Genomic DNA, 14,011 nt, shown 5'->3' on the forward strand with positions numbered 1-14,011 from the left:
CTGATCTGTACGATGGCGCACGCAAGCGCGCACGCCGCAGGCTCGGACTTTCAGATAAAACGTGCCGCCGTGCGCCACTTTCCGCGGCAATCCCACCCTCGAGGTGGCCCGCAAGTGGCACCACGTCTCTCGGCATTGCTTGAGCGACGACAACCTCATAATGCAACCGGGTGCCGACGAATTTGCTTGCCTGAGAGTCGACGCGACTTCAGAGCTGCGCCACGATGCGCCATCCTTCGGCCGGTTAGACCCGCACGCATACCAGGCAATGGCCGACACTTCAGTACCTGTTTTTGGAATTCGAACAGCCCAAGGGACCCGCATCGTCGGGCTGGGTGCATCTGCGGGCGGACTGGAACCACTGGAACAGTTCATTGCCGGCATCCCTGCTTCGAGCGGCCTTGCCTATGTGGTCGTCCAGCACATGGATCCGACGCACAAGGCGTTGCTGGGCGGGCTGCTGCAGCGGGTTACCGCGATGCCGGTGCATGAAGTGACGCAAGCGCAGCGGATCGAGCCCGACACCGTCTACGTGATTCCCCCCAACACGGAACTCACGATCGTCGGCGGCACGCTGCATCTGGCGAAACCATCGCAATTGCGCGGAAGGCGCCTGCCGATCGACGTGCTGTTCAGTTCGCTGGCGCGAGAGTTCGGCGATCGGGCCATCGGTGTGGTCCTTTCAGGCATGGGGTCGGACGGCACGCTGGGGCTGCAAACCATCAAGACACAAGGCGGCATGACCCTGGCGCAGCAACCCGATTCAGCCCAGTTCGATGCCATGCCCAAGAACGCGATCGCATCGGGGTGCGTGGACATCGTCGCGCTGCCGGGCGAAATGCCGGCGCGTATTCTGGGCATCTCGGGCGCGCAGGTCGCGAGTGAGTCGGAACCGCCCGAAGCGGGCAATCATGCGGGGGCCCTGGCCCGCATTCTCGAACTATTGCACGAGCGCACCCGGCACGATTTGGCGGACTACAAACCCAACACGCTCGTGCGCCGCATCGGCCGCCGCATGGCCGTTCACTCCATGGACACGATGGCGGCCTATGCCGCCTACCTGCATGGAAACTCGCAGGAACTGGACCTGCTGTTCAAGGAGATGCTGATCGGCGTCACCACCTTTTTTCGCGACCCGGAGATCTGGCAGGAACTCAGCGACCAGGTCTTGCCGGTTGTGCTCGCGCGCCGTGCGGCCGCCGGTGGGCCGCTTCGCGCCTGGGTTGCCGGGTGCTCGACCGGGGAGGAAGCCTATTCGCTGGCCATCGCCTTCGCGGAAGCCATCGAGTCGATGCCTCAGCACGCTGATCGCACGCTGCAGATCTTTGCGACCGACCTGAACGCGGATGCGATCGCAACGGCGCGCAGCGGTCGCTTTGCCCCGGCGATTGCGCAGGACCTGACGCCCGACCGGCTGGCAAGGTTTTTCACCGAGCGGCCCGACGGCTACCTGATCGACAAACGCATCCGCGACATGGTGCTGTTCGCTCGCCACGACGTGATCATCGATCCGCCATTCACGCACCTGGACATCCTGTCGTGCCGGAACCTGATGATCTATTTCAGCGCGGTGCTGCAGCGGCGCCTGGTGCCACTGTTTCACTACAGCCTGCGCCCCGGTGGCGCCTTGTTGCTTGGCAATTCGGAGACCGTCGGTCGGGCCCAGGCGCTGTTCATTCCACTGGCCCCGAAGTCGAGGCTCTTCTGGCGCGGCGACAATGCCAGTGCTGTCGATGCCGTGGTCTTTCCGACCAACCGACGCCCCGCCTCGCGATTGGCCACGCAGGAGCCTACCTTGCCCGCATTGAATTCTTCTCCGGCCAACTTCCAGTCCGTAGCAGATCAACTGATCCTGCAGACGGTTGCGCCGCCCGCGGTGCTGGTCAATGAGGGCGGTGACATCGTCTACGTCAGCGGGCGCACCGGCCGCTATCTGGAGCCCGCGGCGGGCAAGGCGAACTGGAACATCCATGTGATGGCGCGGCCATCCATTCGCACGCAACTGGCGATTGCGCTGAGGACGGCCCTGCAGGACAAGACCTCGGTCGAACTGCGCGGACTGAGGCTCGATGACGAACCGGCGATCAGCGTCGACATCACCGTGCAGGCGGTGCTCGAGCCCAAGTCGCTCGACGGCATGGCGATGATCGTCTTCCGTCACGCGGCCCTGCAGCCAGGCTCACGCAGCAAGCGCACTAGATCGGCAGGTGCCGTGAACGCGGACGTGGACGGCGAACTGGTTCGCGCGCGCGAAGAGATCCGGGCGCTGCACGAGCAGATGCGGTCGTCCCATGAGGAACTGCAGGCAGCCAACGAAGAGCTGCAATCGACGAACGAAGAACTGCAGTCGGCCAACGAGGAACTGACGACCTCCAAGGAAGAGGCGCAGTCAATGAACGAGGAACTGCAAACGATCAATGGGGAGCTGCAGTCCAAGCTCGACGACCTGGCGCTGGCGCAGAGCGACATGCAGAATTTGCTGAACAGCACCGACATTGCCACGCTGTTCCTCGACAACAACTTCAACGTGCGGCGCTTCACCGAGCAGATCGCCCGCGTGTTCCACCTGCGCGAAGGCGATATCGGCCGCCCCTTGAGCGAGTTGGCGAGTACGTTGATCTACCCGGAGCTTCACGCCGATGTGAAGGAAACGATGCGCACGCTGGTCTTCAGCGAGAAGCAGATCGCGACCACCGACGAGCGTTGGTACACCGTGCGCATCATGCCGTACCGCACACTGACCAACGTGATCCAGGGCGTGGTGATCACCTTCGTTGACATCACGGCCGCAAAACAACTCGAGTCCCGCCTTCGTCAGGCGTAGAGTGAAGCAATATCCAGCCCCCGCAGAAAGCCTGTATGCCCGACCACGTGCTCGAAACGACAACACCCACTGATCTTCGGTTTCGAGCGGCGAGCCAGCTGACCGGCGTCGATGGCGGGAAGAGTTCGGCGGCCAGGGCCACCAACGCACTGGCCGTGCTCCACGCGTTGGCGTCATCGCCCGACACGGCGCCCGACGCGCTGGCCTTGCTTCATGAACTGCAAGTTCATCAGGTCGAGCTGGACCTGCAGGCCGAAGAATTGAGAGAGTCGCGTGCCGAGCTGGAAATAGCGTTGCGGCGGCAGATCGAGCTCTACGAGTTTCAACCGGTCGGCTGCTTTTCCTTGGACGGCCACCTCGTGATTCGCGAAGCGAACCTGAGGGGTGCCAGCATGCTGGGGCTCGAGCGCGACGAGGTGTATGGGGTTGTCATCGCCACATTTTTTGCCGCCGACGCCTTGGGTACGCTGCAAGGCTTGATAGCCAAAGCAAACCTGGGAGGCCACGCATCTGGCACGCTCAAGTGCCGCCATGCTTGCAATCTCGTGAAAACGGTCTGCGCTGAAATTGGCCGGGCTCCCTCAGGAGGCGGATATCTTGTCGCGCTGATGACCATCGAAGACGTCCCCAAGCCCGATCCTGCAAGCGGCTGACCTGCTGCTTTGGACGGCCGTGGCCTTCGGGAGCAGCCGCTCGTACTCCCGCTTCACGACGTTGTAGCACTCGCAGCACCGTTGCTCCAGTGCCGCCCGGTCGATGACCGTGATCTGGCCTCGCGCGTAGCGGATAACGCCGGCGTGCTGCAGCTTCAATGCGCTCTCCGTCACGCTCTCGCGGCGAACGCCCAGCATGTTGGAGATCAGTTCCTGCGTCGTCGTCAACTGAGGTCCGCTCGATCTATCGAGGCTCATCAGCAGCCACCGGCACAGCTGCTGATCGAGCGAGTGATAGCGATTGCAGATGGCGGTTTGTGCCATCTGCGTGATCAAGGCCTGGGTGTAGCGCAGGAGCAGGTGCATGACGGGCATTGAGCCGCTGAACTCGGACTTGATTTCCGCCGCCGGCAGTCGATAGCCGTGGCCGGCGCTTTGCACGACCGCGCGATGAGACGTCGTATCGCCGCCCATGAACAACGCAATCCCGACGAGCCCTTCGTTCCCGACGACTGCAAGTTCGGCGGACGAACCGCTTTCAGTGACGTAAAGCAGCGAAACGATGGCCGTGGTCGGAAAGTACATGTGGTTCATTACGCTTCCCGACTCGTGTAAGACCATTCCGAGTGGGAGCGCCACCGGTTCGAGCAGCGGGGTCCAACGTTTCATTTCGATGCCGGGGAGCGATTCGATCAAGGCATTCAAGTGAGAACCGCTTTTTTGAGTCATGAGGTTGCGCTGGCTGTGTCTTGCTCGCTCTATCCGCGTTGAACAATCGGGTGCCTGCATTCGCTCGCGCTATGTGCGCTACCGAACGGTGAAGCCCGCTTTGAACCGATAGCTTGATTCTCCTGAAGCAAAGGAGGACCGATGGCCGACTCTACGATAGCCGCCCGGCAGCTGGTGTGCCGTTACCTCGACGGACGAACCATGGATCCTGTCATGTTCGATGCAATGGCATGGGTGGTCGCGAAACGCTTGAATGAAGGTCTTTTGCCCACGCTGTCCGCCACTCTTTGCGAGGACATCGACAACCAGGCGCGTGCGTCGGCAGGAAGCAATGAAATGCGGGCTGCACGTGCGTCGAGCCCAGCTCAGCGCGAAGCATCCGAAGATTTTGGCTTCCGCGCGCCCGACAGATGAGGTGAAGGCCACTGCTTGCACGAGCGTACGTCGAGAGTGCTGGGTGAGCCACCGTTGCCAGGTCAGTTGTTCATCCTCATGAAACCGAATCTCTTCCGCATTCAGACGGCAGGCCTGCCGGGCTGACCTGATGCATGCGCTGGCCGAAAAGCTGCGCATCGCCGTCGGGCTGGCGGTGGGCTAATGCCCGCCGCCCAGGTAGGCGGCCTTGACAGCCGGGTCGCTGCGCAGCTTGGCCGCCGGCCCGTGCAGCGAGATGCGCCCGTTCTCCAGCACATAACCGTAGTCCGCCACGCCGAGCGCGGCGGCGGCGAACTGTTCCACCAGCAGCATCGTCACGCCCTCGCTCTTGAGCCGCTCGATGATGCGGAACACCTCGGCCACCAGGATCGGCGCCAGGCCCATCGAAGGTTCGTCGAGCAGCACCACCTCGGGGTTCAGCATCACGGCACGCGCCATGGCGAGCATCTGCTGCTCGCCGCCCGACAGCGTGCCGGCCAGCTGCATGCGGCGCTCCTTCAGGCGCGGAAAGAGTTCGAGCGCGCGCTCCAGGTCGCCCGCCACGTCGCCGCGCGGGCGGCTGCCGGTCAGGCGCGGAAAGGCGCCCAGCGTGAGGTTGTCGGTGACGGTCATGGTCGCGAACACGCGCCGGCCCTCGGGCGAATGCGCCAGGCCCAGCTTGGCGATGTGGTACGACTCCAGGCCGTCGATGCGCTTGCCGTTGAGCGTGATCTCGCCCGCGGTGGGCGCGATCATTCCGGACACGGCCCGCATGGTGGTGGTCTTGCCGGCGCCGTTGGAGCCGATGAGCGTCACGACCATGCCCTTGGGCACCTCGATCGAGATGCCGTGCAGCACCTGCACCTTGCCGTAGCCCGCAAAAAGATTCTGAATGCTCAGCATGATGGGTTTCCTGCTCTTGCGCTTCCTGCACGGGTGATTTCGGCGCGGGTCATGCGGTGCCGCCCAGGTAGGCCTCGATCACCTTCTCGTCGGCCTGCACGCGGGCCGGCTCGCCCTCGGCGATCTTCTGGCCGAAGTCGAGCACCGAGACGGTGTCGCACATGCTCATCACCACGTCCATGTGGTGCTCGATCAGGATCACGGTCACGCCGTGCTCGCGGATCTTGCGGATGATGGCGAGCAGCTCCTTGATGTCGGGCGCGGTGAGCCCTGCGGCCGGCTCGTCGAGCAGCAGCAGCTGCGGGTCGAGCGCCAGCGCCCGCGCGATCTCCAGCAGGCGCTGCTTGCCGTAGGGCAGGTTGCGCGCCTCCTCGGTGGCGAGCGACTCCAGGCCGACGAACTTCAGCAGCCCCAGCCCGCGTTGCACCGCGGCCGCGCTCTCGCGGCGGTAGCGCGGCGTGTGCACCGCCACGTCGAGCAGGTTGCTCGCAAAGCTGTGGTGCAGGCCGACCTGCACGTTCTGCAGCGCGGTCATCTCGCCGAACAGCTGCACGTTCTGAAAAGTGCGCGCAATGCCCGACAGCGCGATGTCGGCCGAGGTGCGCCCGACCAGCGATCGGCCGCCGAAAGAGATGGCGCCGGCCGTGGGCACGTAGATGCCGGTCAGCACATTCATCATGGTGCTCTTGCCCGAGCCGTTGGGCCCGATCAGGCCGTGGATGGTGCCGCGCCTGATGCGCAGGTCGACGTTGTTGAGCGCCTTCAGGCCGCCGAACTGCATGAGCACGCCCGAGGCCTCGAGCACGTCTTCGGTGCCGCCGGCATGCGCCGCGACGGACACCGCGTCGGCCGGCGCAGCACCCACGTCCACTGCTGCAATCGACGCCACGGGCCGGCCCATGTTGAAGGCCTTGCGCACGAAGCCGACGATGCCGTCCTGCAGGTAGTACACGACGAACAGCATGATCACGCCGAAGATCGACAGCCGCCAGTCGGTCATGGCATCGAGCCAGAAGGCCAGGCCCGCCAGCGCGATGCTGCCGACCACGGGAATGGCCATCTGCGCGGGCGTGGCGCGCTGCCGCCTGATGGCGACCACCGCCGTCACCAGCACCAGCACGGCCAGCGCCACCGACACGTAGCGAAACAGCACCACGTCGTCCAGCAACTTGGGCAGCAGCACGATGATGGTGGCGCCCAGCATGGCGCCGATGCGGCTCTTGCGCCCGCCCATGATCACCGCCAGCAGGAACAGCACCGTGAGCTCGAAGTTGTACGAGTTGGGCGAGATGTACTGCTCGGAGTAGGCATACAGGCAGCCCGCGAGCCCGGCGAAGCCCGCGCTGATGACGAAGGCGTAGACCTTGTAGCGGTACACCGACACGCCCATGCAGTCGGAGGCCACCGGGCTGCCGCGCAGCGCCTCGAAGGCCCGCCCCAGGTGCGAACGCAGGATGCGGTGCACCACCACCAGCGCCAGCACCATCAGCACCGCCACCACCCAGTAGTACTCGCGGTCGTCCAGCTTGTGGCCGAACAGCGCGGGCTTCTCCAGCTTGATGCCCATCGGGCCGTTGGTCAGGAAACTCATCTCGTTGATGAGGATCTGGATGATGGTGCCGAAGGCCAGCGTGACCATCGCGAGGTAGGGCCCCGACACGCGCAGCGCGGGCAATGCCAGCAGCGCGCCGAAGCCCGCCGTGACCAGGATGGCCACCGGCACGGTGATCCAGAACGGCATGGCGAGCTTGAAGACGAGCACGCCGGCGGCATAGGCGCCCAGGCCGAACAGGCCCGCGTGCCCCAGCGAGACCTGGCCGGTGTAGCCCACCACGATGTCCAGCCCGAACAGCAGGATCGCGTAGATCATGATGGTCTCGAGCAGGTGGATGTAGTACGGGTTGTCGATGCCGACCGGGAACAGCAGCAGCGCCGCCACGCCGGCCGTCGCCAGAAGCAGATGGCTGGTTTTCATTTTTTCGGAGTTCATTGCGCCGCGCTCACACCTTCTTGATGGCAGCCTTGCCGAACAGGCCCGAGGGCCGCACGGCAAGCACGATCAGCAGCAGCACCAGGCCGGGCACGTCCTTGTAGCCGGTGCTCAGGTAGAAGCCGGTGGTGGTCTCGGCAATGCCCAGGATGATCCCGCCCACCACGATGCCCATGCCGCTGGTGAGCCCGCCGATGATGGCCACCGCGAAGGCCTTCAGGCCCAGCACCGCGCCCATCGAGGCGCCGGTCAGGGTGAGCGGCGCAATCAGCACGCCCGCAAAGGCGGCCGTCATGGACGACAGCGCATACGAGAAGGTGATGACCAGGCCGGTGTTGATGCCCATGAGCTTGGCCGCGTCGCGGTCGTTGAAGGTCGCGACCACGGCCTTGCCGTAGATCGAGCGGCGGTTGAACACCTCGACCGCCAGCATCATGAGCAGCGCGCCGACGACCACCAGAATCTCCATCGGCAGCACGTTGGCGCCCAGGAAGTGCAGCGGCGACTCGGGCAGCGGCGACGGAAACTTCAGGTCGTCGCGCCCCCACACGTTCTCGGCCACGTTGGTGAAGATGATGCCCAGCGCAATGGTGGACATGATCCAGCCGAACTCCGACTTGATCTTGATGGCCGGCCGCACGGCGATGCGCTCCACCACCGTGCCCTGGAAGGCGCCGAACAGGCACACCAGCGGAATCATCAGCCAGTAGTTCAGCCCCAGGTTCACCAGCGTGAGGCCGACCATGGCCCCGAGCATCAGGGCGTTGCCCTGGCCGAAGTTCAGGGTGTCCGACGTGGCGAAGGTGAGCTGGTAGCCGAACGCGATGACGGCATAGATCATGCCCAGCGCAATCCCGCTGAAGATGAGTTGGGTGAGGATTTGCATGGCGGCTCGAGGAAAGCGTTGGACCAAAAAATGCGCCGCCGCGGGAACAGGCCCCGGGGCGGCGCCGGCACCCGGGCCGGTGTTTACTTCTTCAGCAGGGCGTCGTTGGCCGCCGCATCCTTCATGCGCACGGTGCCGGCGCTCTTCTGGTCGTCGGCACTCGCAAAGACCACGCGGCCGCCCTTGACCTCGCCGAACACCGGAATGTTGGCGGTGATGGCGTCATGGTCGGTCTTGGAGAAGGGCTTGTTGTAGGTCGTCACCACGCCTTCGACCGGCGCCTGCAGGTCTTCGAGCGCTGCCTTGATCTTCGGGCCGTCGGTGCTGCCGGCCTGCTTGATCGCCGCGGCGAGCAGGTAGATGGAGTCGTAGCCCTGCGCCGCCGACACGGGTGAATCCATGCGGTTGTTCTTCGGCTTGAACTTGGCGACGAAGGCTTCGATGAAGGCCTTTCGCTTGGGCGTGGTCGGCTCCTGGATGAAGGTCTGCGGCATGCGCGCACCGTCGCCGCCGGGGCCGGCGTTGTCGATGAAGTTGGCCATGGCCAGGGTCCAGCTACCGACGATCGGCACCTTCCAGCCCAGCTTGGTCATGCCGTTGGCGATCTGGGCCAGCTCGGGGCCGATGCCGTAGGTGAGCACGGCCTCGGCGCCGGCTTCCTTCGACTTCAGCAGCTGGGCCGTCATGTCGACGTCCTTGATGTTGAACTTCTCGACCGCCACGGGCGTGATGCCCTTGTTCTTGAGCGCGCGCTCCAGGTCTTCGCGGCCGAGCTGGCCGTAGTTGGTGGAGTCGGCCAGGATCGCGACCTTCTTGTAGCCGCGGCGCACGATGGCCTCTTCCACGATCATCGGCGCCTGGATGCTGTCGTGCGCGGCGTTGCGAAAGACGTAGTTCTCGGGGTCCTTGTCGAACTGGTGCGTGATGACCGAGCCGGTGGCCACGTTGTTGAGCACCGGAATCTTCGCCTCCTGGAAGAAGCGCTGCGAGGCCAGCGCCACGCCGGTGTTGATGTAGCCCACGGCCGCCACGACCTTTTCCTTGTTGACGAACTCCTGGGCGATCTGCACCCCGCGCTCGTTCTTGGCTTCGTCGTCGCGTTCGATCAGCTGGATCTGACGGCCGAGCACGCCGCCGGACTTGTTGATTTCCTCGGCAGCCAGGCGCACGCCGTCGCGCATGCTCACACCCATCGAGGACGAGCCGCCGGTGTAGGGACCGTCCACGCCGATCTTGATCGGATCGGCCGCGAAAGCGGCGGCCGAAAGGGCGAGGGCGCTGCTCAGGGCCAGCAGCTTGAATCGGAATTGCATTGAAAGGTCTCCAACGATGTTATGAAGGTCTGGGTCGGAACGAAAGCGACGACGCGCAAGCACGAAGCCTGCAAAACATAGTCGATAACCTTTCAGCGCCCAGAGAGTGACAACCCTAGCCGGACCACCACATCCGCCCGGCGTTTCCCCGCGTAAGCGTTGTACCCGCCTCGCGCAGCACCACCACAAACGCCGGAGACACCCGCCTCATGAACCTTCCTTCCCGCACGGCCACCCGCCCCTGGCTGCTCGGCGCCCTGTTCGGCAGCGCCGCCGCGTGCGCCCAGCAGACCCATCTGCCCGAGATCCAGGTCGTCGGCCCGCGCGACACCGCCATCGGCACGGCCGACAGCGCGAGCGAAGGCGCGGTGGAGCGCGAGTCGTACCAGTCGCGGCCCAAGCTGCGCCCGGGCGACATCGTCGAGGCGGTGCCCGGCGTGGTGGCCACGCAGCACTCGGGCGACGGCAAGGCCAACCAGTACTTCCTGCGCGGCTTCAACCTCGACCATGGCACCGACTTCGCGGTGACGGTGGACGGCATGCCGGTGAACATGCCCACGCACGGCCACGGGCAGGGCTATGCCGATCTCAACTTCCTGATGCCCGAGCTGGTGTCGGGCGTGCGCTACCGCAAGGGCCCTTACTTTGCGCAGAGCGGCGACTTTTCCCTGGCCGGCAGCGCGTCGCTCGACTACTTCAGCGCACTGGAGGCGCCCTTTGCCGAACTCACCGTGGGTTCTCACGACTTCAAACGGCTGCTGGCCGCGGGCTCGCGCACCGTGGACGACCAGACCTGGCTCGGCGCCATCGAGCTCGAAGGCAACAACGGCCCGTGGAACGTGCCCGAAAACCTGAAGAAGGCCAACGCCGTGCTGCGCTACTCGCAAGGCTCGCCCACGCGCGGATTCAGCCTCACCGGCATGGCCTACAAGAGCAGCTGGACCTCGACCGACCAAGTGCCCGAGCGGCTCATCGACAGCGGAGCGCTGCCGCGCTTCGGCAGCCTGAACCCCACCGACGGCGGCAAGACGCAACGCATCAGCCTGTCGGGCAAGTGGTTCGACAAGGGCCCGAGCGGCGACACCGAGTTCAGCGCCTACGCCATCGACTACCGCTTCGACCTGTTCTCCGACTTCACCTACTTCCTGAACAACCCCGTCAACGGCGACCAGTTCGAGCAGACCGACCGGCGCCGCATCTTCGGCGCGCAGGGCTCGCATTCGATGGGCAACAAGATCGCGGGGCTCGACGGCCTGCTGAGCTTCGGCGCGCAATGGCGCGGCGACCGCATCGCCGAGGTGGGGCTCTACGACACCGAGGCGCGCCAGCGCCTGGGCACGGTGCGCAACGACAAGGTCTCGCAGGACCTGTTCTCGGTGTACGGCCAGCAGCTGGTGAACTTCAGCGAGCGCTGGCGGGCCTACGTGGGCCTGCGCGGCGATGCGCTGCGCTACAACGTGCAGGGCCGCGAGCCGGTCTACGGGCCGCTCAACAGCGGCAAGGGACACGATTCGCAGCTGAGCCCGAAGTTCGGCCTGGCCTTCACGCCCACGCCGGCGCACGAGTTCTACTTCAACGCGGGCGTGGGTTTTCACAGCAACGACGTGCGCGGCGCCACCATCACCACCGACCCGCGCAGCGGCCTGCCGGCCGACCGCGTGCCCGCGCTGGTGAAGGGGCGCGGCGCCGAAGTCGGCTGGCGCTTCCAGCCGAACGAAGACCTCACGGCCACGGTGGCGCTGTGGAAGCTCGACCTCGACTCCGAGCTGGTCTACGTCGGCGATGCGGGCACCACCGAGCCGGGCCGTGCCAGCACGCGGCGCGGCATCGAGGCCACGCTGCGCTGGAAGTTCGACCGCGCCTGGCGGCTCGAGGTGGACGGCGCGCTGTCGCGCGCGCGCTTCAAGGGCGCGGCGCCGGAGGGCGAGGGCAACCACGTTGACAACGCCGTGGAGCGCGTGGTCGCGGCCGGCATCACCTACATCGAAGGCCCGCTGACCGCGTCGCTGCGGCTGCGCTACATGGGGCCGCGCGCGCTGGACACGCTGAACACCGTGCGCTCGCGCGCCACCACGCTGCTGAACTTCGGCGCGCGCTATGCGGTGAACCGGCAGCTCACGCTGGGGCTGGACGTGTTCAACCTGGCGGGGCGCAAGGGCAACGACATCGAGTACTACTACGCCTCGTGCACCGCCGGCGAGGTGGCCGGCGGCAGCTGCAACGGCGGTGTGAACGACCGCCACGTGCACCCGATGGAGCCGCGCACGGTGCGCGTGAGCGCGCGCTACACCTTCTGAGCGGCGAGCGCGTCGCGCGCGGGGCCGAGCCGGCGCGACCAGACAAAGATCGCGCCCATCGCCAGCACCAGGAAGCCGCCGAAGCCCGCGAGCGTGGGCAGCAGCGGGGCGTCGAGCCAGACCAGCGCACCGTACACCGCGAGCATGGCCAGCGAAGCGGTGCTCTCGTTGGCGTTCTGCACCGCGATCGACTGGCCCGGGTGCATGCGCAGCAGCCCGCGGCTTTGCAGCAACGCATTCATCGGCACCAGCAGCAGGCCGGCCAGCGCGCCGATCGCCACCAGCATCACGGCGGCCACCGCGGTCTGCGTGACCAGCGTCATCGCCACGACCACGGCGCCCAGCGCCACGCCCAAGGGCAACGCGCGCATGGCGCGCTGCAACGGGAACCAGCGTGCCGCGCCCATCGCGCCGCCCACCATGCCCACGGCCACCGCGATCTGCAGCAGCGCGCTTTGCGACAGCGTGAGCCCCAGCCGCTCGGCGCCCCAGCGCAGCACCAGGAACTGCAGCGTGGCCGACGCCGCCCAGAACAGGCTGGTGACGGCCAGCGAAATGCGCGCATCGGCATCGCGCCACAGCAGCCGCAGCGAGTGCCCGAAACCGCGCACCAGCTCGCCCGGACGCGCCAGCGCCGCGCGGTTGCGCGCCGGGCTGTGCGGAATGGCGAGCGTGCAGGCGGCGGCCAGCAGGTACACCGCGCCGATGGCCGGCAGCGCGTGGCCCTTGTTCACCAGCGTGCTGCCCAGCGCCACGCCGAACAAAATCGACACCACGGTGCTCGCTTCGACCCAGCCGTTGGCCTTGACCAGTTCGTCCTGCGGCAGCAGCTCGGACAGGATGCCGTACTTGGCCGGCGAATAGGCCGCCGCGCCCAGCCCCACCAGCGCATACGCCACCAGCGGCTGCACATGCCACACCAGCAGCGCGCAGCCGCCCAGCTTGACGAGGTTGGAGACCATCAGCACGCGGCCCTTGGGCGCGGCGTCGGCCACCGCGCCCGCGAAGGCGGCCAGCAGCACGTAGGAAAGGTAGAAGAACACCCGCAGCGCCGGCGTCATCCAGCCCGGCGCGTGGCGCTGCATGAGCAGGCCGATGGCGACGATCAGCAGCGCGTTGTCGCCCAGCGAGCTGAAGAACTGCGCGGCCACCACCGAGCGCAGCGCGCGCCGCGAGCGCGCGGAGGCCTGCACCGGTGGCACGGGTTGCACGGGTTCGGTCACGCCGCCACGCCGAAGAAGTGCTGCCGGTAGCGCGGCGACACGTCGTCGATGCGCAGCATCAGGGGCAGGTCGGCGGTGTTGAATGCGACGTCGAGCGCGGGCGGGCCGAGCAGGCGCGCGCCGCAGCGCAGGTAGCCCTTGATGAGCGGCGGCGGCGCGGGGGGCGCGGCATGGATGTCGTCGTCGGCGTGAGCCTCGGTGTCCAGCGGCAGCGCGATGCGAGGCGCCACGCGCCAGCGCTCCTCGACCAGATGCGTGCGGCACAGCCGGTGCCACAGCCGGGCGGCGCTCAGGCCATGTGCGTCCAGGCCGATGCTGGCGCAGCCGATCATGGTGTCGAGCCGGTGCTCGACCATGTACTGCCCCAGCGCGGTCCACAGCGCCATGATGACGCTGCCCGTGCGCCACTGCGCGTCCACGCACGAGCGGCCCAGCTCCAGCGCGCGGCCGCGCAGCGGCGCGAGCGGCGACAGGTCGAACTCGGTGTCGGTGTAGAAGCCGCCCGCGCGCCGCGCCGCCCCGGGCGTCAGCACGCGGTAGGTGCCGATGAGCGGGCCGGGGCCGTGCACCGGGTCCACCGCGCGCACCAGCAGGTGGTCGCAGAAGGCGTCGAAGCGGTCGGCGTCGAGCCCGCCCGGCGTGCCCTCGGGCGGCGTCAGGCGCGCGCCCATCTCCAGCGCGAACACGCGAAAGCGCAGGCGCTGTGCGCAGCGCACGTCGTCTTCGCAATCGGCCCAGCGGGTTTCCAGAACGGGTGCAGCGACAGTGTCCGTGTGCAT

11 protein-coding genes are annotated in these 14,011 nt (G+C 66.5%); 4 read left to right on the top strand and 7 right to left on the bottom strand.

Going from position 1 to position 14,011, the window contains the following annotated elements; translation table 11 throughout:
* Positions 1–139: 139 nt before the first annotated feature.
* Both ACSFA5_RS04560 and ACSFA5_RS04565 read left to right on the top strand, forming a co-directional pair.
* Positions 140–2,824, top strand: coding sequence for a chemotaxis protein CheB (locus tag ACSFA5_RS04560; RefSeq protein WP_435442824.1), 2,685 nt, complete (start codon positions 140–142; stop codon positions 2,822–2,824).
* A 35-nt stretch (positions 2,825–2,859) separates the two neighbouring features.
* Positions 2,860–3,477, top strand: a complete 618-nt coding sequence (locus ACSFA5_RS04565) for a hypothetical protein (protein WP_435442825.1) — start codon at positions 2,860–2,862, stop codon at positions 3,475–3,477.
* Here ACSFA5_RS04565 and ACSFA5_RS04570 read toward each other — a convergent pair.
* Positions 3,406–4,206 (bottom strand): Crp/Fnr family transcriptional regulator, encoded by an 801-nt coding sequence (locus ACSFA5_RS04570; protein ID WP_435442826.1) that lies wholly within the window; start codon positions 4,204–4,206, stop codon positions 3,406–3,408. The genes ACSFA5_RS04565 and ACSFA5_RS04570 overlap by 72 nt on opposite strands.
* 141 nt (positions 4,207–4,347) lie before the next feature.
* Here ACSFA5_RS04570 and ACSFA5_RS04575 point away from each other — a divergent pair, with 141 nt between their 5' ends.
* A complete protein-coding gene (locus tag ACSFA5_RS04575; protein ID WP_435442827.1) occupies positions 4,348–4,620 on the top strand; it encodes a hypothetical protein in 273 nt (90 codons plus the stop codon).
* Between the two features lie 180 nt (positions 4,621–4,800).
* On the opposite strand, the gene ACSFA5_RS04580 is transcribed toward ACSFA5_RS04575, so the two are convergent.
* The 4 genes from ACSFA5_RS04580 to ACSFA5_RS04595 form a co-directional block, all read right to left on the bottom strand.
* Positions 4,801–5,523 carry an ABC transporter ATP-binding protein gene (locus ACSFA5_RS04580; RefSeq protein WP_435442828.1) on the bottom strand — a complete coding sequence of 241 codons (723 nt, stop codon included), beginning with the start codon at positions 5,521–5,523 and terminating at the stop codon, positions 4,801–4,803.
* A gap of 49 nt (positions 5,524–5,572) precedes the next feature.
* The gene (locus ACSFA5_RS04585; RefSeq protein WP_435442829.1) at positions 5,573–7,498 is read right to left on the bottom strand and encodes a branched-chain amino acid ABC transporter ATP-binding protein/permease; all 1,926 of its coding nucleotides are present in this window, start codon (positions 7,496–7,498) and stop codon (positions 5,573–5,575) included.
* 25 nt (positions 7,499–7,523) lie between these two features.
* Positions 7,524–8,399, bottom strand: coding sequence for a branched-chain amino acid ABC transporter permease (locus ACSFA5_RS04590; protein WP_435442830.1), 876 nt, complete (start codon positions 8,397–8,399; stop codon positions 7,524–7,526).
* An 83-nt stretch (positions 8,400–8,482) separates the two neighbouring features.
* Positions 8,483–9,712, bottom strand: a complete 1,230-nt coding sequence (locus ACSFA5_RS04595; protein WP_435442831.1) for an ABC transporter substrate-binding protein — start codon at positions 9,710–9,712, stop codon at positions 8,483–8,485.
* A 209-nt stretch (positions 9,713–9,921) separates the two neighbouring features.
* Here ACSFA5_RS04595 and ACSFA5_RS04600 point away from each other — a divergent pair, with 209 nt between their 5' ends.
* On the top strand, positions 9,922–12,009 hold the full coding sequence (locus ACSFA5_RS04600; protein WP_435442832.1) for a TonB-dependent receptor: 2,088 nt from the start codon (positions 9,922–9,924) through the stop codon (positions 12,007–12,009).
* Here the strand turns inward: ACSFA5_RS04600 and lplT are convergent.
* A complete protein-coding gene (gene lplT / locus ACSFA5_RS04605; RefSeq protein WP_435442833.1) occupies positions 11,997–13,232 on the bottom strand; it encodes a lysophospholipid transporter LplT in 1,236 nt (411 codons plus the stop codon). The genes ACSFA5_RS04600 and lplT overlap by 13 nt on opposite strands.
* On the bottom strand, positions 13,229–14,011 hold the full coding sequence (locus ACSFA5_RS04610) for a GNAT family N-acetyltransferase (RefSeq protein WP_435442834.1): 783 nt from the start codon (positions 14,009–14,011) through the stop codon (positions 13,229–13,231). Before ACSFA5_RS04610 ends, lplT begins: the two co-directional genes overlap by 4 nt.

The organism is Variovorax monticola (assembly GCF_051216855.1).
Lineage (GTDB): Bacteria > Pseudomonadota > Gammaproteobacteria > Burkholderiales > Burkholderiaceae_C > Variovorax.

Coding starts and splice junctions, on each gene's coding strand:
- ACSFA5_RS04565 (WP_435442825.1), top strand. CDS start 2,860: ATGCCCGACCACGTGCTCGAAACGACAACACCCACTGATCTTCGGTTT.
- ACSFA5_RS04570 (WP_435442826.1), bottom strand. CDS start 4,206: ATGACTCAAAAAAGCGGTTCTCACTTGAATGCCTTGATCGAATCGCTC.
- ACSFA5_RS04575 (WP_435442827.1), top strand. CDS start 4,348: ATGGCCGACTCTACGATAGCCGCCCGGCAGCTGGTGTGCCGTTACCTC.
- ACSFA5_RS04580 (WP_435442828.1), bottom strand. CDS start 5,523: ATGCTGAGCATTCAGAATCTTTTTGCGGGCTACGGCAAGGTGCAGGTG.
- ACSFA5_RS04585 (WP_435442829.1), bottom strand. CDS start 7,498: ATGAAAACCAGCCATCTGCTTCTGGCGACGGCCGGCGTGGCGGCGCTG.
- ACSFA5_RS04590 (WP_435442830.1), bottom strand. CDS start 8,399: ATGCAAATCCTCACCCAACTCATCTTCAGCGGGATTGCGCTGGGCATG.
- ACSFA5_RS04595 (WP_435442831.1), bottom strand. CDS start 9,712: ATGCAATTCCGATTCAAGCTGCTGGCCCTGAGCAGCGCCCTCGCCCTT.
- ACSFA5_RS04600 (WP_435442832.1), top strand. CDS start 9,922: ATGAACCTTCCTTCCCGCACGGCCACCCGCCCCTGGCTGCTCGGCGCC.
- ACSFA5_RS04610 (WP_435442834.1), bottom strand. CDS start 14,011: ATGCACACGGACACTGTCGCTGCACCCGTTCTGGAAACCCGCTGGGCC.